The sequence below is a fragment of the Flavobacterium sp. YO12 genome (assembly GCF_004119495.1).
Classification (GTDB): Bacteria; Bacteroidota; Bacteroidia; order Flavobacteriales; family Flavobacteriaceae; genus Flavobacterium.
Window position 1 is genome coordinate 1 of sequence record NZ_NRQU01000046.1, and the last position, 17,475, is coordinate 17,475.

Genomic DNA, 17,475 nt, shown 5'->3' on the forward strand with positions numbered 1-17,475 from the left:
AATCTCATCTTTTTTAGTTTTTAAGTCGAAAGCAAACCCTTATAATACTTTTCTACATCTTTCCAATGATAATAAGGCGCTTTGTCTGTTTGAATAGTTGGCACCAATATTTCTTTTTCATGCAAAAGAAATTTCACAAGAATATCATCTGATTTTCGTTTTCTAAAAAACACCATTTGTATGTTACCTGCCATAGGCGCAATTTTAAAACTGCTCCAAGCTTCGTAAAACTTACTTGAATCTGAAATACTATTATAACTTCCGTCTAAGTGAAGCAGCATTGCCAACGGAATTATATTACCATCATGTGCAAAACGCAGTGTTGCGCCTTTTCCATTAGATTCAATCATCTTGTTGGCATTTTCAAGGATATTTTTTAGTGTAGGTTTTTGATTTTCAAACATAATACCATTATTAAGAGCTGCGTTTGCATCATTTACATATATACGATAATTACTGGTTTGCCATAAATCAAACAACTCTTGTTTTTCGAACAAATCATAAAATGACAACTTTGTTTCGGTATTTTGCATTCCTCCTGCGATCGCAAATAACTTATTCATAAGATCATTTGGATTCACTTTCGTAAGGATATAATCGTTGTTAGAAAATAGAGATTTTATCAAACGATCTGGCTGGGTATGAGCAGCCTCAAATTTTAGAAAATCTACTTTCCAAGTATCTTTAGCACTTCTAAAAGCAATTGCTTCTTTTGTATGATAATTCAAGTATTGCTGCCATTTTACCCCGGCATTTCGAGTAATCTGTAAGTTTGGATTAAACTCTTTTATTCGTTCGCAAAAAGCATCCATACTTAATGCCACTCGTAATACTGATGTTGCACTTGCCTCTACTTGAGCATCTTTTGTAAATACTTTAGGATAATTGGCATACATACGTTCCGCAATACCTCTTTGCTCTCGTTGTCCTAACGGAGAAAGATCACCGCCTCTAAATTCAACCTCAATCCAAAGCTGCTGTAATCGTTTTAAAGCATCTTTACCCAAAGCCGTTAAAGCTCCATTCTTATCAGCATCTTCAAACAAATTGATAACCTCTTTATAATCATTATCACTTATTAAATAACGAGAGCCGTGACGCCCAAAATGACTAATATAAAATGCTTCATACCCTTTTGGAACAGGTGTAAGAGGTACAATATCTTTTTCTGGATAAGCATAATATACCCCCGCCGTTTTTTCGGGAGTATCAAATAATTCCTGCTTGGTTGTTTGAGCAAAAACAAAAGATAGATTAATCAGCGTAAATAATAATGATACAGTAGTTTTTCTCATTTTGATTTCGTTTTTGAAAAGTAAATATATTCCAAATACTAGAAATCAGATGCAGTAAATTAGATCATTAAATTATCATTAACAATTTTACAATAACGAAATCGTAAAATTAAGCACTTTTAGTTTTTCGCAATCGCATCCAAACGTAAGTAAGAGCCAGAAAAACCATTGCAGCGCTGGCGTACATAAGCATCGGAATTTTTGCAATTACATCTTGATACATCCATCCAGCTATAAGAGCGCCAAGACCAATTCCTGCCTCGAGTGCAATATACATTGTCGCCATTGCTTTGCCTCGATGATCGGCAAAACTCATATCAACCGTCCAAGCATTAAGAGCTGGTGAGACAATTCCCGTCGAAATTCCGTAGATTGCTGCGCCTATTAAAAGTCCGCTGATCGATGTTGAAAATCCAACGATTACAAGTGATACAATTAAAAAGAAAAGTCCAATACCTATTAAATGCAAACGACCATATTTATCAGATGCTTTTCCTGCTCCAAAACGAATCATTACCGAAGTAATTGTAAAGACCATAAAAAACAAGCCTTTATTGCTTATTCCTAAATGCTGACTCCAATCTGGAATTAATGTCAATATTACGCCGTAAGCCATATAAGAAAGAAAGGTTACTATAGCTGCCGGAAGTACTTCTACAGCAATAATGTCTTTTCTCGAAATTCTAAGAATACGCAGACTAAAACTTTGCTTGTGTTTCAACGTTTCTTTCATATTCATTAATATGACAATAGACATAAGTGCAAAAACAGAAGACGCATAAAAAAGCATATTCATAGAAGAATATATTTTAATCGTACTCCCAATCGCCGGGCCTAAAGCCATTCCGATAGAAAAGCAAAGTCCATGTAATCCCAAAGCTTCTCCCCAACGCTCTCTTGGAACAATATCAGCAACATAAGCTGCCGTTGCTGTAGGTTTGAATCCTGTTGAAAATCCGTGAATTAATCGTAAAAACAAAAAGGCAGAAACCGTTCCTAAAACGGGATACAGAATACCACAAACAAAACAAACAATTGAACCAACTGCCATAACGGGAACTCTACCTAAAGTATCCGTCAACCGACCGCTGAATGGTCTTGAAATTCCTGCTGTTAATGTAAAAAACGCTACAATTAATCCTTTGTATTCTGCTCCGCCCATTTTACTCAGATATTCTGGGAGTTCAGGAATCAGCATATTGAAACTAGCCGAAAAGAGTAATGAACTTAAACAAACTAATCCAAACTGAAGATTATATATGGGATGAACGGCTTTAACAGGGGAATTCATGAAGTATTTTTAAAAATGCAAAGATAGAGAAAACTCACGCTTCAAGCTAATCGATAATTCTTAATTAAAAAGAAAGACCACTTATACAAACAAAAATAATCCTAATATTTTCATAATTTGTCCGTTTCTATAAGGGTTAGAAAACTTCAAAATCCCTATATTTACTTTTTTGGCAATAAAACCAAATGGCACGAATACAAATTCCTGCTGGTTTATGTCCATTAATTTTAAGCATTCAAGATGAAAGAATATACCATAGCAACAGGATCATTAGCTGTAGAAAATAATCCTGTATCAAATAATAAAATACTAAAAGCCGATTTATTACCTAATCCTAACTCTAGATTAAATTCTATGGAAATGAAGGAAACTCCTCTTTCTGATTCCGATATTCCATATAGAGATTTAACAGATGCAGCCAGTAAAAAAGAAAGTATTGCACGGTTGATTGACAAGCTGGATGTTGAAAAAAACATTAGATATCAAAGAACTGTAGAAGATACTTACTGCAATGTCTATTCTTATGATTATTGCTGGTTCTCTAAAGTGTATCTCCCAACGGTTTGGTGGACTGATGAAGCTCTCGAAAAGATAATGAATGGACAAGAGATTGAAGCTGTTTTTGAAAAAACTGTTGATCGCATTTACTCTAGCGCTATACACGATTGGTTTTTGCAATGGGGTTCAAATTTTGGCTGGGAAAGAATGCATAGTCCTGATGAAATTCAAAATAAAGTAAATACTAATGGCGGAATTGGAATAATTTGCGCGAAAAGAAGAGAGAAAGGACTTTCTGGGCATATTGTTCCTGTTGTTCCCGAAACTGATTTGCACAAAGCTTATCGAGAGAATGGTATGGTAATTTATCCGCTGCAATCGCAAGCTGGAAAGCTGAATTACAACTACTTTTCGGAAATTAGAAAAGATTGGTGGAATGACGAATTGTACTCTTCTTATGTTTTTTATTATCACGAATAAAAAGCATTTGAGTTTTATTTTAAAACCCTAAAAAAACATATTCATTTCCATTGCACTAACAGCTTGGAAATAATCTAATTATTCACTACTTTTGCAGCTTAGAAAAAAACAAGTATTGCAAAAGTTCCGTCTACGCTATACTCCAGCTTAAATTATTGATATAAAAGCGATTAATAATGATAATTATTTTATAACCCAATTGTAAAATTTTATTTTTTTATTCCTCTTTCGGTCGATATAAAGGCGCAATTTCTAAACGATAATTTCCTATATTTTTAAAAGTAAACGAAAAACTTTTATAATGGAGGCAACATTAATGCTTAATCCGTTACAAGGTTTCTTGTCCCTAATTTTAACAGAATTAGGTTCATGTTTATCAATAAAAAGTATCAATCTAAAAAAGTTTTATCAACCATAAAAAAGAAAAAAAGTATAAATGAAAGACAATCAGACAAAAAAATATTATTGGGGAATTGGATTAGAGAATGAAACCTATTTGCAATTTGCAGATCCCTTGATAGTCTCTGGTGAATTTATACAAGAAAAAATTGGTTTTGAGAAGTACAGTATTGATTATAGAAAATGTTACAAACCAGAAAGCCTTGCTCCTGTTTTAAAAAAAGCTTTTAACTTGAATGAAAGTTATACAGTAAGCAGAATGATGAATAGTCATTCTTTGGAAAAACTCGATATAAACTATCAGCACAAAACATTATCGCCACTAAAGTCATTAAGTAATACAGAAAATGGCGAGGTAAACACACAGCCGCGTGAGAATCCTGATTATCTTGGAAAATCTATTATAGAACTTTTCCTAGAAGATCAGCCTTATAATATTCAGAGTATGATTACTCAAAGAAACAAAACGATGGGATCTGTTCATTTTGATGGTGATTCTATCGAATTTGTAACTAAATATTTTGAAAATAGAACGGTAGTTGATTCGTGCAAAGAGCTAAAAGCAACCAAAAAGCTTTTTATTGATAAAATAAACGAATCGCGCATATTGAACGGAAAATTAGGTTTTCCAGATTACAACAATGGTCTTAATATGTTTATGACAAATCAGGAAAATCTGGTTTTGTTTAATAACGGAACGTATCATTTTCATATTACTTTACCATCATTAACGGAAGACAGCAGAATTGTAGATTATAATGATTTTGAAAAAACACATTCAAACGCCATTTATCTATTGCAATGGTTTGAGCCGTTTTTTATAGCTACTCTTGGAAGCCCCGATATTATGGGAGTAATAAGCGACACTTACAGCATGGACAAAAAATTTACTTTGGGCTCTATGCGTAATGCAATGTCTCGCTACATAGGTGTAGGCACTTACAATAAAGCAATGCCAAAAGGAAAAATCCTAACTTATAAAGTAGATGATTTTAGAAAATTACTGAAGTTTACAAAAGAAGAAAACATTTGGTGGCGTGATCAAGTTGAAGCTGAAATGGAATATGAAATGCTCTCGGAAATTGGTCTTGATTTTAATCAGGAAAAAATGTACCAAAGCGGTTTTGAATTCAGAAGTTTTGATGAGTTTCCGGCACAATACTTAAACGATGTTCTTTTCTCGATTATTTTAATTTGCGAGCATTCGTTGAATTTACCTGATGTACAATGGGCGCATGACAGCAAAGCGTGGAATAATCTCGTTTTTAAAACTTTAAAAATGGGTTATTCAACTGAAATCAACGAAGAAGAAAAGAATGAAGTTTTAAATTTACTACAGCTTTTAGATTCTTCAGATGAAAACTATAATACGTTAAAAACTGAATTCGAAGCCATTGTAATGCTGGATGAATTCTTCTTTAAAATTCTAGAAGTTTTGCATCATAAATACAAAGAAAACAATGTTTGTTTGGATGCTATGTACGGACAAAAAACAAACTTTCCTCCTAAGTGGGATAACTTTAATAAATACCAAACAGAGAGACACTTAAAACAAATAGGCTCCTTCTGTGAAAATTAAAATTCTATATGATAAAAAAAGCGTCACTTTTCTATTGAAAACTGACGCTTTTTGCATTTAAACAACAATTAAATTGTATTTTTCAAAAGGATAAAAAAACTCTAAGCTTATATAGGCTCAGCCTTAAAACCTTTACTTTTAATAATCGCAACTATTTCGTCCTCTGTTGCTCCTTCTGATTGAACGGTAAGGATTTTATCAGCATTATCAGTATCTACATTCCATTGAGCAATACCTTTAGCATTGTCTAAATCAGATTTTACTTTTGCTACACACCCACCGCAATTAAGAGTTGTTTTGAATTGAAGATTTTTATTTTCCATTTTGTATGATGTTTTATAATTATTTGATACAGCAAATTTCCGCCATTTTTACCTCAATTTGCTTATAATATTCCGTATTTGATTTGTGATATTTACTGATTGTTTCAAAAAAAGGTTCTGAGGCTCTGAGGTTCTGAAATACTAAGGGGCAAAGGTTTTTATTTGCTGTGTTATTTATAGCACTTTATTTCAAAAAAAAAGACCTCATTTTACCTGCTTCAAAAATTGCAATGAAGAGGAAAAATGAGATCTATAAATAAATCAATTAAACTAAAAGTTAATTTAAAACGGCGGCATATAAATTAGGAAACCGCCGTTTTAGCAAACGCATCAAGGTTTACTTTTTCCATTTTAAACGCAAACTGTTACTTACTACACTTACGCTGCTCAAGGCCATTGCGGCTCCAGCAATCATTGGATTTAATAAAAATCCGTTTATTGGATATAATACTCCTGCAGCAAGAGGAATACCAATTAGATTATAAATAAACGCCCAAAATAAGTTTTGCTTTATGGTTGCTACTGTTTGTTTAGACAAACGAATAGCTTGAGGTATTTTATTAAGATCTGACGAAATAATAGTCATCTTCGCAACATCCATTGCAATGTCACTTCCCTTGCCCATTGCAATACTTACATCAGCAGTTGCTAATGCCGTACTGTCGTTTATACCATCACCAACCATTGCTACCACTTTACCTTGCTGCTGTAGTTCTTTTACAAAATCAGCTTTGTATTGAGGCATTACCTCTGCTTTATAATGTTTTATTCCTGTTTGTTCAGCAATAGCTTTTGCAGTAGCTTCGTTATCACCTGTAAGCATATAGAGTTCTATACCCATATCTTGCATTTGTTTAATCGCTTCTACAGATGTTTCTTTTATTTTATCAGAAATTGCAATAACCGAAAGCGCTTCTTTACTATTGGCAAACCAAATTACAGTTTTAGATTCTTTACCCCAAGCATCAGCTTGCTCTACTAATGAATCAGCAATCGTAATATTATTTTCAGCTAATAATTTTTTATTCCCTACAAAATAGGTTTCATTATTATAAACTGCTTTTGCTCCCTTACCAGTAATACTAGCGAAATCTGATAAAGACACGCTTTGCACACCGTCTAAATTTTTCACTACAGCTTCTGCCAAAGGATGCTCAGATTGCTTTTCGATACTCAGTAATACATCTTTTGTTATATCATTATTTTCTAACCATTTAACACCTGTCACTTGTGGTTTTCCTTCAGTAATAGTTCCAGTCTTGTCCAAAACAATAGAAGTAACTTTTCTGGCTAATTCTAAACTTTCGGCATCTTTAATTAGTATCCCATTTTCGGCACCTTTACCTACTCCTACCATAATAGCCGTAGGTGTCGCAAGACCTAAGGCACAAGGACAAGCAATTACCAATACCGTAACGGCAGCCAATAAAGCTTGTGCCACAGCATTATCACCTCCTAAAACTATCCAAGCAATAAAAGTTAATATTGCTATACCAATAACAATAGGAACAAAAATACCTGCAATTTTATCTACTAGTTTTTGTACAGGAGCCTTACTTCCTTGAGCATCTTGCACCATTCTAATGATTTGCGCAAGCATGGTTTCCCTACCAACTTTAACAGCTTCAAACTGAAAACTTCCTTTTTGATTTATTGTTCCAGCAAAAACCTTTTCATTCTCTGTTTTCAACACAGGAACAGGTTCACCACTCAACATACTTTCATCAACGTATGAATTCCCCGAAATTACCATTCCGTCTACAGCAATTTTTTCACCTGGTTTTACCAAGATAATTGCTCCCGCATGTACATCCTCAATAGCGGTTTGTTTTTCGGTGCCGTCAGGCTGAATAACCATTACGTTTTTGGGCTGTAAACCCATAAGTTTTTTTATTGCTGATGAAGTATTTCCTTTCGCCTTTTCTTCTAATAATTTACCTAGAAGAATAAATGCAATAACTACCGCTGCAGCTTCAAAATATACGTGAGCATGTAAACCTCGTTGATGCCAAAAATCCATGAACAACATATTGAATACACTAAACAAATACGCAATTCCTGTACTTAAAGCCACCAGCGTATCCATATTGGCAGAACCGTGTTTGGTTTGTTTCCATGCATTTATAAAGAAGTCTTTCCCTAACCAAAGAATTACCGGTGTAGAAAAAAGCCACATAATTTCATTACCATAAGGCATATCCATAAAGAACATACCAATAGTTACTACAGGCAGTGATAAGAGAACTGCCCAAATGGTTTTATTTTTTAATTTTTTGAAATTCTCAGCATGAATAGCTTCTAAAGATTCTTGCTGCTTAGCTTCGTCTTCAATAAGTAAATCGTAACCAACAGCTTGAACTGCTTTTTGAAGTTTATTTGCATCTGTTAGATTCGGAAGATATTCTACCGTTAAATTTCCAGTTGCAAAGTTTACCGATGCATCAACTACTCCTAATTCATACGATACAATACTTTCTGCGCTGCCTGCACAAGATGCACAAGTCATGCCTAGAACAGGAAAAGTTTTTTTTACGGTTGGTACGCCATATCCTAAGTCTTTGATAGCCTTTACAGCATTGCCAACAGTTTCATTTCCTTTTACGGTAATAACAGCTCTGCGGTTGTTTACTTCTACTTTATGAGTTTCAACACCTTTTACCTCTGCTAATCCTTTATCTACGATTAAAGCACAGTGCTCACTCTCTACGTTTTCCAGCGGAATGAAAATTGTTTCCTTAGTATTATTATTTGTTGCCATAATTCACTTGTTGTAATTTATTATGCAAAGTTGGCAACAATAGCAGTAAGTTTTATTGCGTAATTATGGATTTGATTTGTAAAATTTACTTAAACCTTATCCAGAGGCTTTCTTTTTTCTGATCGAATCTGTTTAAAATGACTTGGCGTTAATCCCGTTACTTTCTTAAATTGATTACTTAAGTACGCAACACTTGAATAGTTTAAACGCAAAGCTATTTCGCTCAGCGATAACTCATCATAAACCAAAAGCTCTTTTATTTTTTCGACTTTTTGAGCAATAAAATATTTTTCTATCGTAGTCCCTTCAACTTCAGAAAACAAATTTGAAAGATAATTGTAATCATGATTGATTTTTTCGCTTAATATATCTGATAAATTATTCTTTGTGTCATTATCCTGATGATGTACTAAATCGATGATGATATTTTTTATCTTTTCGATTATCCTGCTTTTTTTATCATCAATTACCTCAAAACCTAAAGAAACTAAAGCTTCTTCAAGCAAATTTCTTTCGTCTGAACTAAGTTCTTTTGTCAGGCTTACTTCTCCAAGTTTAATATTTGTAAAGTCTAAATCGAGTTTTTCGAGTTCATTTTGAACTACCATTATACAGCGATTACAAACCATGTTTTTTACGAATAATGTACTCATAGCCTTATTAGATCAGGATTTTATTAAATTTATAATAATAACAAATCTACCACTAAAATTCAATTAATCATTCTACAAATACCAACTGTTTGAATATCCAGCCCAAAAAGTGACCGATTATATGACTTCAGGTGTTATTATAAAAAATTAACCGCAGAGAGCGCAAGGGATTACACTAAATTTTTGTTATTTGCGTAATCCCTTGCGCTCTCTGCGGTTTAAAAACTTAATCTATAATATTTAAAAAGTCACAAATTTTACGCCTAAGCTAAACCATCTTGAAGGAAGCGGAATTGCTCCAACTTCATAATATTTAGCATTGAAGATATTCTGTGCATCAACATAAATTGTTAATTTGTTTATGGCTTGACTTACTCTAAAATCATTAATCCAGTATGATGGACCAGTTATTCTTTTATTAAAACGAGTAGCAAATAACGCTGTAAACTTTTTATGCTGAAAATCGATTGTATTTGTTATTTGATGTTCCAGAGACGAAACCAAATATTTAGCATAAAGATCATCGATAACATCTTGAAATTTAAAATCTAAATAAGAGTATGCCAAATTAATATTTAGCCTAGAATCACTAGAAAAATTAACTCTATAGTTGGTACGCAAATTAAAACCATTTGTATTCAAATTTCCGTAGTTGTTACTTTGCCACGGCTGAGTGGTAACATCTCTTGTCCAATCTATAAAATTGCTGATCTTTCTGTAGAAATAATTGGCATTAAAACTAAAATTCTGCTTGGTGTATTTGAATCCAATCTCGCTCTGAAATGCATTTTCAGTTACCAAATTTGGGTTACCAATATTCCCAGGACGCTGATTTAAATACAAATCTGTAAATGATGGTATACGCTGACTTGTTCCAATATTTCCAACAATTTTAAAAGCATTTGTAACCGCATAACTTGCATCAAGTCCCGGATAAACCTGCCATTTGTAATCTGAATTATAATTAAGATAAGTACCTAAATTCACATCTAACCTTTCAATAAAAGTAGTTCTGTACTGCAGATAAACTCCAAAATTTTCTCTGTCATGGTCACCAATGTTAGAGGAACTAATGTCTTCTGAACGTACTTCGGCACCAAAACCCAATTCTCCCTTTTCCATCTTGTAAGTTGTATTAACTTCGGCAGCTAATGAGTTGGTATAATGCTGGCTTCTTCCTGCTTTTAGATTAGAAATTCCAAAATAACGATAATCATCATAATTATATCTATAGCTCACTCGAGGCATAAGTGCCCATTTATCCGATAATTGATGTTTTGATTGTACAGATGCAAATGTGGTTTGCACAACCTCACTCGAATTTCTATCACCCGGAGCAGCATAAAATCCGTTTGCACCAAATCCGTTATTGATATAACCAAATGAGCTTAAAATTTCATTGTTGTCGTTAATCTGAAAATTTCCCTGATAAAATATTTTATTATTCTCGAAAGCCGTATTGTAGCGATATCCGTTGCTTTTATCGTGAGAAGCAAAAAGCGAATGTTGTTGTTTCTCTTTACTTAAAACTCCTCCAACCTGAATTCCTGTACCATAAAATGTATCACCTGTATCTTGCGTATCTTTTTCAAAATTAGAACCTGCATAAGTATTTACTAAAAATCCAGATTGTGTAGGCTTTTTGGTTATAATATTTATCGCTCCCGTTAAACTATTTATTCCATAAGTAAGCGCCGCTGGTCCTCGAATTATTTCAATTCTTTCGATCACTTCAACCGGAATCGGTAAATTAAGCATATTGTGCGCCGTTTGAGAATCGATAATTTTAGTTCCGTTTATAAGCACAACAGTCTGTTCAAAACTTCCGCCATCAATACTCACATCCGCCTGACTTCCAAACGGGCCTCTTTGTCTTAAATCGACACCATTAGCATATTGCAGAACTTCTTGAATCGTTTTCCCTGGCAATTTTTCAATCGCTGCTTTATCAATTACATATACATTTCTATTTTTTTTAGAAATAGGCGTGCTAAATCTGTTTTCGTTAATTATTACTTCGTCAATTTTAATAGTGTCTTTTTGCACCTGAGCATATCCGCCAATGCTCATAAAGGCAAATAAAGCAAAATAAATCTTAGTCATTTTTTTTATTTTTTTGCAAAAGTAGTATCTTGCCGTACTACTAATGTGTACCAGTTTTATAAAAATGGATAGTCCGGTTCAAATTCCCTTCAAAAGTTTCATTCAGCTTAAGCCTGAAGAATCAACAGCTATATATTTACAGATCGTTTTTGAGTTTATAAAAGCGATACAAACAGGTTTACTTCCTGAAGGCACAAAACTTCCAGGAACACGCATATTATGCACATTATTAGAGGTTAATAGAAACACACTTATCAAAGCTTTTCAGGATTTAGAATTACAAGGCTGGATCGAAATTTTACCCAATAAGGGAACATTTATCTTATCAGAAAAAAAACAAAAAAACAAGGCTGAATTTGTATTTACTGAAGATCGAAATACCTCAAAAACAAGTCAGTCTTTTACTTTTAAACGTTCTACAATTCTTGAAAATCCTAAAGAAACCAGTACTTTACCTTATCAATTTAATGATGGTTTACCTGATTTGCGACTCGTACAAACTGATGTTCTGGCAAGACTTTATGTTTCAAAATTAAAAAGAAAAAAACATACAGAAACTTGGGAACAAATTCAAACGCAGTCTCATCTAAATTTTAAAACTCAATTTTCTAATTTTTTAAATTTAACCCGAGGCATACGCATTTCTACGTCAAATTTACTCACAACATCAAGTCATGAAATCAGCTTGTATCTGGTTACAAAATTGCTAATTTCTCCCAATGACAAAGTTGTAGTTGCCTCTCCGGGCTATTATATGTCGAATATGACATTGTCTGACAGCGGCGCACAAATAATCTCGATACCGGTTGATAAAGACGGAATCGATACAAGGCATCTACAACAAGTTTGCGAAACGCAAGAGATCAGATTATTGTATCTTACGTCAAATTATCATTATCCAACAACAACTTCTCTTAGCGCCAAAAAAAGAATGGAAGTGCTTGAACTAGCCAATAAATACGGATTTGTTATTGTTGAAGATGATTACGATTTCGATTTTCACTATGATAATAATCCTGTATTACCTTTGGCTGCTTTAGGCTCTAGTGAAAGGGTCGTTTATATTGGATCATTTGGAAGGTCTTTGCCAGCAGGTTTTGGTTACGGATTTATCGCTGCACCTTCGGAGTTTATTCAAGAACTAGAGAAACATCAAAATATTCTGGAACCAGGCATTGATGTTATTAAAGAGCAGGTTTTAACGGAATGGATTATGGAAGGTGAAGTTCATCGTCTTTCAAAAAAGAATAAAAAAATCTATAAAGAACGCCGAGATTATTTTGTTTCATTGTTAAAGGAAAAATTAGACGGCAAAATCAAATTCCAAATTCCTGTTCGAGGTTTGGCAATTTGGGTAGAATGGCTGGACCGCTTTAATTTAATAAAGCTTCAAAAACAATGTATTGCAAATGGATTATTCCTGCCAAAAACAATTTTATATCAAACAAAAGATTTAACTGCTACACGTTTAGGTTTTGGGCATTTAGACAACACAGAAATGGAAAATGCGGTTGCCATTTTAAGCCAATCTCTCGAAGAAATTATTTAAATCTGTCGTACTAAAATGAGGTATGAATCAAAATATCCCATAAAGAAAGATTCCTTATGGGATACTTTTTTGATTAAAAAAGAGCTTTAAGCTACTTCTTCTACTTTTAGGATTTCGAATTTCAAATCGCCTTTTTTAGCCGGCCACTCTACTAGATTTCCAACTTTGTATCCTACCATTGCAATACCTTCATCAGAAAGAATTGAAATTTTATTTTTACTAACTTTTGTTTTCTCAGGACCTACAAACACAACCGTTTTCTCTTCATTTGTTGCATGATCTTTATAAGTTACTCTTCGATTTACTGAAACAATATCTTCTGGTAAATCTCTTCTCAGTACTTGTGTTGCTTTTTTAAGTTCATCTAGAAGTAATTTTTCTTCTTGTATGGTTACCTTTTTTCTTCTTACGTGATCTTTAATTAAATCGTATATTCCCGTTGTTAAAATGATATTTTGTAATTGTGACATAACTTTCTGTTTGCTCCATTTTTCCTAGGTAAGATATATAACTCATCATTGAACCATTTTATGGCTCTTAAGCGTGTAAATTCAATGATATCCTAATCCTAAATAAAAATTGAAGATTAAATAAATGAGCCGTCTGAATGAAAGAATCCCTGTCTAGAGTTTTGACAGGGCTTAATTAATAAACTCTTTCGAACTTTTTAAGAAAGTATCGTCATGCAAATATAATAACGTGCCCATTAGGCGCATCAAGCTGTTATTTTTTAAATAAAAATTTGAAATAGTCATTATTACAAGTGCTTTTAACTTTGTGCAAGATACCTCTTTTTTTGAAAGAAAAAAAATCAAAAACCAAAATAGAATTTACTTAAAATAAAAGTACAAGTGATTATATCTAATTTTTTATTTTACAAATATTTAACAACAGAGTAAATCAACATAACTAAATTAAAATTCATCTGCTGTACATGATAAAAATAGTTCGGTAAAAAAACATCCCAAAAAGAAAAATTCTTCTTGGGATGTTTTAAAATTTACAAGTATTGAATACGTTTAAAGCCTTACATAAGCCGCTACTTGCACTATATTATTTACGGTATTGACATTTTTGCCAAGAATGTACTGATTCATATATCCTGCTTCAATATCAAATTTAGGACTTAATCGCCATCCTAACGCTAAATAAGCTCTGTTTTGATCGAAAAAACTATCGTTTGGAGCATTTTGAATATTTACAAAAATTTCATTCTGTAATGCTACAAATGCGCCATTTGTAAAACTGGTTGTCTGGGATAACGGAAAAATGGAACGTGCAAAATAGCGTAATCGTTGTGCAAACTCAAAACTATCATTTACAAGTTCGTTTTGATCAATCACTGGTTGTCCCATAAAGCGCTGCTCTAATCTAAAACGGTGCTGCAAAGTAACTGGGCGATTAGACAATGTAAATTTCTGATTGTAAATAAACTGTTCCCATATTCTGTGTTCAGGTATCCAGCCATCGACATCCATAACACTTCTATAATTTCCTATATAAGCGTAACCTACTGTTGCAATCATATTATCCTTTACATGGTAATTTAATCCTGGACGAATAATATAAGACTGCATATCTTTTATTTCATCTGTAGATCTTGCTTGTCCGTCAAAATGAATGCTGAATTTATCATTTAGTTTATAACTCGAAAATAAAGCACCCCACCCTGTAAAAGTGTTTTGTGTCTGAGCATTTACAATTGTACTTAGGAGTAGAAAAAACAGGCTTAGAAAGCTGATGAGTGGTAATCTAAAAATCATTTTTTATCAAATTATATGAGGAATTGCTAATTTATATAATTTATAATTTAATCAGGCTTTATACAATGTTAATTCTCATTTTATTTGTACAAATCCAACTTTATGAGTTTTTCTTTATCAAAAAGAACAAACTCTAATTCCTATGATTAATTTCTATAATTGATTAATCCGATTAAATTCTTTTTTTTGATTCCATTCTTTTGCAATTTACAATTAATCTATCCAATAAAACACTAAAAAACTATCACTTAACCACTTGTATTTAATTGCTTTATTTAAGTGGTATTTCTATACATTTCTTTTCAATCTACACCTATCAATTTGCACCAATTTTGCTATCTTTAGGAGTTACATTGACTTTTACAAAAATAACATGATTGAAATTCTTACCCTTGACAAAAAACATTTCCCTAGCGGATACAGCGTACATTTAATTAAATCTCAAGAAAGTCCACTCCTGAATACATCCCTTAGAAGTTCATTCTATCAAATGTTCTGGTTAAAATCTGGAGAGTTAACTTTAAATATCGATAATAATCTAATCGATATAAATAAATTTGAATGTGGTTTTGTAGGTATAAATCAAGTATTCAGTATTGATACCAAAACGAGTTTTGAAGTGCTTCTTGTTTGTTTTAATGAAGATTTTTATTGTCGAACAGATCTTGACAGACAGTTTTTGACCTCTTGCGTTTTTTTTAATTCAGAACATGCTTTAAAATATAAACTGCACAACTCTTTAAGAAAGATCATTGAGCAATACTATCAATCGCTGTCGCATTTATGCAGAAAACCGTTTGATGACTTAATGTATCATTTTGCTCATAATACTGTGGAGCGTCTTTTGTTGTTCTCTCAGAAAGAATTATTAGACAGAGCTTACAGTCCAATCGAAACCTTTAAGAAAGGAGATGTCAATATTGCCAATCACTTTAGAAAATTGGTAAAAGATAATCTGAAACAGCTTAAACTTGTTAAAGATTATGCTGATTTGCTTAATATACCCGTAAAGTCGTTGAACGAAATATGCAATGCGATTTATGGCATGTCTCCAAAGAAGGTAATTACGGAAGAAATTATAATCGAAAGCAAACGTTTACTTCGGTACACTAATATGAGTGTTAAAGAAATAGCCTTTCAACTCCACTTCTTAGACCCGAGCAATTTCATTCGTTTTTTTACCAATGCCGCGGGAATATCTCCCAAAAATTACAGAACACAATTTGAAGAAAAAAGAGTTTACATACCCAAAAGTAAACTAGTTTAAATTGCTGCTAAAACCCTGGCTGTAAGCCCCAAATCTTAACCAAAAAATTCCTGTTTTTTCTACAGCAGTCCTTTTAAGGATTTTTTGCTGCTGGTATCGTGTGCCATTATTTTAACTTATTGTTATAATGCATCTTAAACAAAAGTTAAAAATAGTGTTTGCCGCAAAATGACACCAAATACACCCTTTTTGACTTTGACTTTCGTTCTGCACGAAAGTAATTTTGCACCAAATATAATAAGCCTCCACCAAAAAGGGCTTAAACTAAAAAAAATGTATAAAATGAAAAATTTTTTAATGGCTGCATCATTTGCAATTATTGCGTTGTCGACAAATTCTATTTTTGCTCAAACAACTAATTTAAACGTAAATCTTGCAAACGTTTATTCTATCGAAGTGACTAATCCAACAGTTACTATCGCAATGAATACTGCAGCTAATTTTACAGAAGGCAACACTACAGGTTCTTTACCAAATCATGTTAAAGTAAGTGCAACTAATGGTTACAAAGTAACTATTCAGGCCGCTACGGACTTGACATCACCTGGTAATGATGTTATTCCAGTATCGACTGTTGTTGTTAAAACTACACCGGGAACTTTTTCTGGTGCTCCGGGCAGTATTGATGCAGGATCAAACGCAGCTTTCCCTGCAAATGCTCCAGCACTTAGTGTAACTGCTCCAGTTGAACTTATTTCATCAACTACAGGCGATATTCGCGGATTCAATGTACAGTACACTATTCCTCCGGTTAGTGCTCCTGTATACTTAAACAAACCTGAAGCTGTTTACAGTACTTTGCTTACTTACACTATAGTAGCAAACTAATAATAAAAACTTTTAATAAAATGGCACTAATCTGCTTTATGCGGTTAGTGCCGTTTTTATCTCTATTATTTTCAGAATTAGTTGTTTTCTGGAGGGTATTGTTTAACCATTTTAGAAATCTAATTAGGCTTGAAAACTCTTAAAAACATACAAGATTTATTTTTACTGCTTTGTCCTATAGCCGCAATGGCACAAAATATAGGCTCAGCGCAAACACAGGTAAATGTGACTATTGCGCAGGTACAAAGCATACAAATTTCTCAGCCAACTGTTAACATAAGTATGGCTAAGCCTTCTCATTTCCTTTGGGGAAATGATTCTGGACAGCAGACGAATCATATAAAAGTGAGTTCGAGCACTGCTTATGAAGTAACTGTAAAAGCAAGCACGGAATATTTTTCTCATAATGGAAATAGTACTTCGTTACCTGTAAATACAATTGCTGTAAAAACAGTAACGGGCAGCCTTACAAATTCTACTGCTCAGCCGCCCGCAGGACTGCAAGTAGTACCTCAAATTATGCTTTCGGCACTGCCTGCAACTATTATAAAATCTCCTGCAGGAGAATGGGGACGGGGATTTCATGTGAACTACGCAATACCAGAAACAAAATCACCAAGTTATCTTAATCGCGAATCAGGCACCTATAGTACTACAGTTATGTACACCCTAATTCCGCAATAATTGGT

15 protein-coding genes are annotated in these 17,475 nt (G+C 33.2%); 6 read left to right on the forward strand and 9 right to left on the reverse strand.

What is annotated here, in order from left to right; all coding sequences use genetic code 11:
• Positions 1 to 20: 20 nt before the first annotated feature.
• The 3 genes from BOW55_RS14705 to BOW55_RS20835 all read right to left on the reverse strand — a co-directional run bounded on the left by BOW55_RS14705 (position 21) and on the right by BOW55_RS20835 (position 2,808).
• Entirely contained in the window at positions 21 to 1,295 is a 1,275-nt protein-coding gene (locus BOW55_RS14705; RefSeq protein WP_129024725.1) for a histidine-type phosphatase, read from the reverse strand.
• Between the two features lie 109 nt (positions 1,296 to 1,404).
• Complete coding sequence (locus BOW55_RS14710) at positions 1,405 to 2,586, reverse strand: MFS transporter (protein ID WP_129024726.1); 1,182 nt, start codon at positions 2,584 to 2,586, stop codon at positions 1,405 to 1,407.
• A gap of 81 nt (positions 2,587 to 2,667) precedes the next feature.
• On the reverse strand, positions 2,668 to 2,808 hold the full coding sequence (locus tag BOW55_RS20835) for a hypothetical protein (RefSeq protein ID WP_164975038.1): 141 nt from the start codon (positions 2,806 to 2,808) through the stop codon (positions 2,668 to 2,670).
• A gap of 18 nt (positions 2,809 to 2,826) precedes the next feature.
• Here BOW55_RS20835 and BOW55_RS14715 point away from each other — a divergent pair, with 18 nt between their 5' ends.
• The gene (locus BOW55_RS14715) at positions 2,827 to 3,564 is read left to right on the forward strand and encodes a hypothetical protein (RefSeq protein WP_129024727.1); all 738 of its coding nucleotides are present in this window, start codon (positions 2,827 to 2,829) and stop codon (positions 3,562 to 3,564) included.
• 436 nt (positions 3,565 to 4,000) lie between these two features.
• Positions 4,001 to 5,542, forward strand: a complete 1,542-nt coding sequence (locus BOW55_RS14720) for a hypothetical protein (RefSeq protein WP_129024728.1) — start codon at positions 4,001 to 4,003, stop codon at positions 5,540 to 5,542.
• Positions 5,543 to 5,649: 107 nt separating this feature from the next.
• Here BOW55_RS14720 and BOW55_RS14725 read toward each other — a convergent pair whose 3' ends face one another.
• From BOW55_RS14725 to BOW55_RS14740, 4 genes are all read right to left on the reverse strand, one after another.
• On the reverse strand, positions 5,650 to 5,865 hold the full coding sequence (locus BOW55_RS14725) for a heavy-metal-associated domain-containing protein (protein WP_129024729.1): 216 nt from the start codon (positions 5,863 to 5,865) through the stop codon (positions 5,650 to 5,652).
• A 337-nt stretch (positions 5,866 to 6,202) separates the two neighbouring features.
• The gene (locus BOW55_RS14730) at positions 6,203 to 8,623 is read right to left on the reverse strand and encodes a heavy metal translocating P-type ATPase (RefSeq protein WP_129024730.1); all 2,421 of its coding nucleotides are present in this window, start codon (positions 8,621 to 8,623) and stop codon (positions 6,203 to 6,205) included.
• 89 nt (positions 8,624 to 8,712) lie between these two features.
• Positions 8,713 to 9,276 (reverse strand): AraC family transcriptional regulator, encoded by a 564-nt coding sequence (locus tag BOW55_RS14735; RefSeq protein WP_129024731.1) that lies wholly within the window; start codon positions 9,274 to 9,276, stop codon positions 8,713 to 8,715.
• Positions 9,277 to 9,516: 240 nt separating this feature from the next.
• Positions 9,517 to 11,379, reverse strand: coding sequence for a TonB-dependent siderophore receptor (locus BOW55_RS14740; protein WP_129024732.1), 1,863 nt, complete (start codon positions 11,377 to 11,379; stop codon positions 9,517 to 9,519).
• 64 nt (positions 11,380 to 11,443) lie between these two features.
• Here BOW55_RS14740 and BOW55_RS14745 point away from each other — a divergent pair, with 64 nt between their 5' ends.
• On the forward strand, positions 11,444 to 12,928 hold the full coding sequence (locus tag BOW55_RS14745; protein WP_129024733.1) for a PLP-dependent aminotransferase family protein: 1,485 nt from the start codon (positions 11,444 to 11,446) through the stop codon (positions 12,926 to 12,928).
• A gap of 86 nt (positions 12,929 to 13,014) precedes the next feature.
• Here the strand turns inward: BOW55_RS14745 and BOW55_RS14750 are convergent, their stop codons facing one another.
• Both BOW55_RS14750 and BOW55_RS14755 read right to left on the reverse strand, forming a co-directional pair.
• Entirely contained in the window at positions 13,015 to 13,398 is a 384-nt protein-coding gene (locus BOW55_RS14750) for a GreA/GreB family elongation factor (protein WP_089055036.1), read from the reverse strand.
• A gap of 549 nt (positions 13,399 to 13,947) precedes the next feature.
• Entirely contained in the window at positions 13,948 to 14,691 is a 744-nt protein-coding gene (locus BOW55_RS14755) for a DUF2490 domain-containing protein (protein ID WP_129024734.1), read from the reverse strand.
• A 373-nt stretch (positions 14,692 to 15,064) separates the two neighbouring features.
• Between BOW55_RS14755 and BOW55_RS14760 the strand changes: the two genes are divergently transcribed.
• From BOW55_RS14760 to BOW55_RS14770, 3 genes are all read left to right on the forward strand, one after another.
• Complete coding sequence (locus BOW55_RS14760; protein ID WP_129024735.1) at positions 15,065 to 15,958, forward strand: AraC family transcriptional regulator; 894 nt, start codon at positions 15,065 to 15,067, stop codon at positions 15,956 to 15,958.
• 282 nt (positions 15,959 to 16,240) lie between these two features.
• A complete protein-coding gene (locus BOW55_RS14765; protein ID WP_129024736.1) occupies positions 16,241 to 16,786 on the forward strand; it encodes a hypothetical protein in 546 nt (181 codons plus the stop codon).
• Between the two features lie 129 nt (positions 16,787 to 16,915).
• On the forward strand, positions 16,916 to 17,470 hold the full coding sequence (locus tag BOW55_RS14770) for a hypothetical protein (RefSeq protein WP_129024737.1): 555 nt from the start codon (positions 16,916 to 16,918) through the stop codon (positions 17,468 to 17,470).
• The last annotated feature ends 5 nt before the right edge of the window (positions 17,471 to 17,475 follow it).

Coding starts and splice junctions, on each gene's coding strand:
- BOW55_RS14705 (WP_129024725.1), bottom strand. CDS start 1,295: ATGAGAAAAACTACTGTATCATTATTATTTACGCTGATTAATCTATCT.
- BOW55_RS14710 (WP_129024726.1), bottom strand. CDS start 2,586: ATGAATTCCCCTGTTAAAGCCGTTCATCCCATATATAATCTTCAGTTT.
- BOW55_RS20835 (WP_164975038.1), bottom strand. CDS start 2,808: ATGGACATAAACCAGCAGGAATTTGTATTCGTGCCATTTGGTTTTATT.
- BOW55_RS14715 (WP_129024727.1), top strand. CDS start 2,827: ATGAAAGAATATACCATAGCAACAGGATCATTAGCTGTAGAAAATAAT.
- BOW55_RS14720 (WP_129024728.1), top strand. CDS start 4,001: ATGAAAGACAATCAGACAAAAAAATATTATTGGGGAATTGGATTAGAG.
- BOW55_RS14725 (WP_129024729.1), bottom strand. CDS start 5,865: ATGGAAAATAAAAATCTTCAATTCAAAACAACTCTTAATTGCGGTGGG.
- BOW55_RS14730 (WP_129024730.1), bottom strand. CDS start 8,623: ATGGCAACAAATAATAATACTAAGGAAACAATTTTCATTCCGCTGGAA.
- BOW55_RS14735 (WP_129024731.1), bottom strand. CDS start 9,276: ATGAGTACATTATTCGTAAAAAACATGGTTTGTAATCGCTGTATAATG.
- BOW55_RS14740 (WP_129024732.1), bottom strand. CDS start 11,379: ATGACTAAGATTTATTTTGCTTTATTTGCCTTTATGAGCATTGGCGGA.
- BOW55_RS14745 (WP_129024733.1), top strand. CDS start 11,444: ATGGATAGTCCGGTTCAAATTCCCTTCAAAAGTTTCATTCAGCTTAAG.
- BOW55_RS14750 (WP_089055036.1), bottom strand. CDS start 13,398: ATGTCACAATTACAAAATATCATTTTAACAACGGGAATATACGATTTA.
- BOW55_RS14755 (WP_129024734.1), bottom strand. CDS start 14,691: ATGATTTTTAGATTACCACTCATCAGCTTTCTAAGCCTGTTTTTTCTA.
- BOW55_RS14760 (WP_129024735.1), top strand. CDS start 15,065: ATGATTGAAATTCTTACCCTTGACAAAAAACATTTCCCTAGCGGATAC.
- BOW55_RS14765 (WP_129024736.1), top strand. CDS start 16,241: ATGAAAAATTTTTTAATGGCTGCATCATTTGCAATTATTGCGTTGTCG.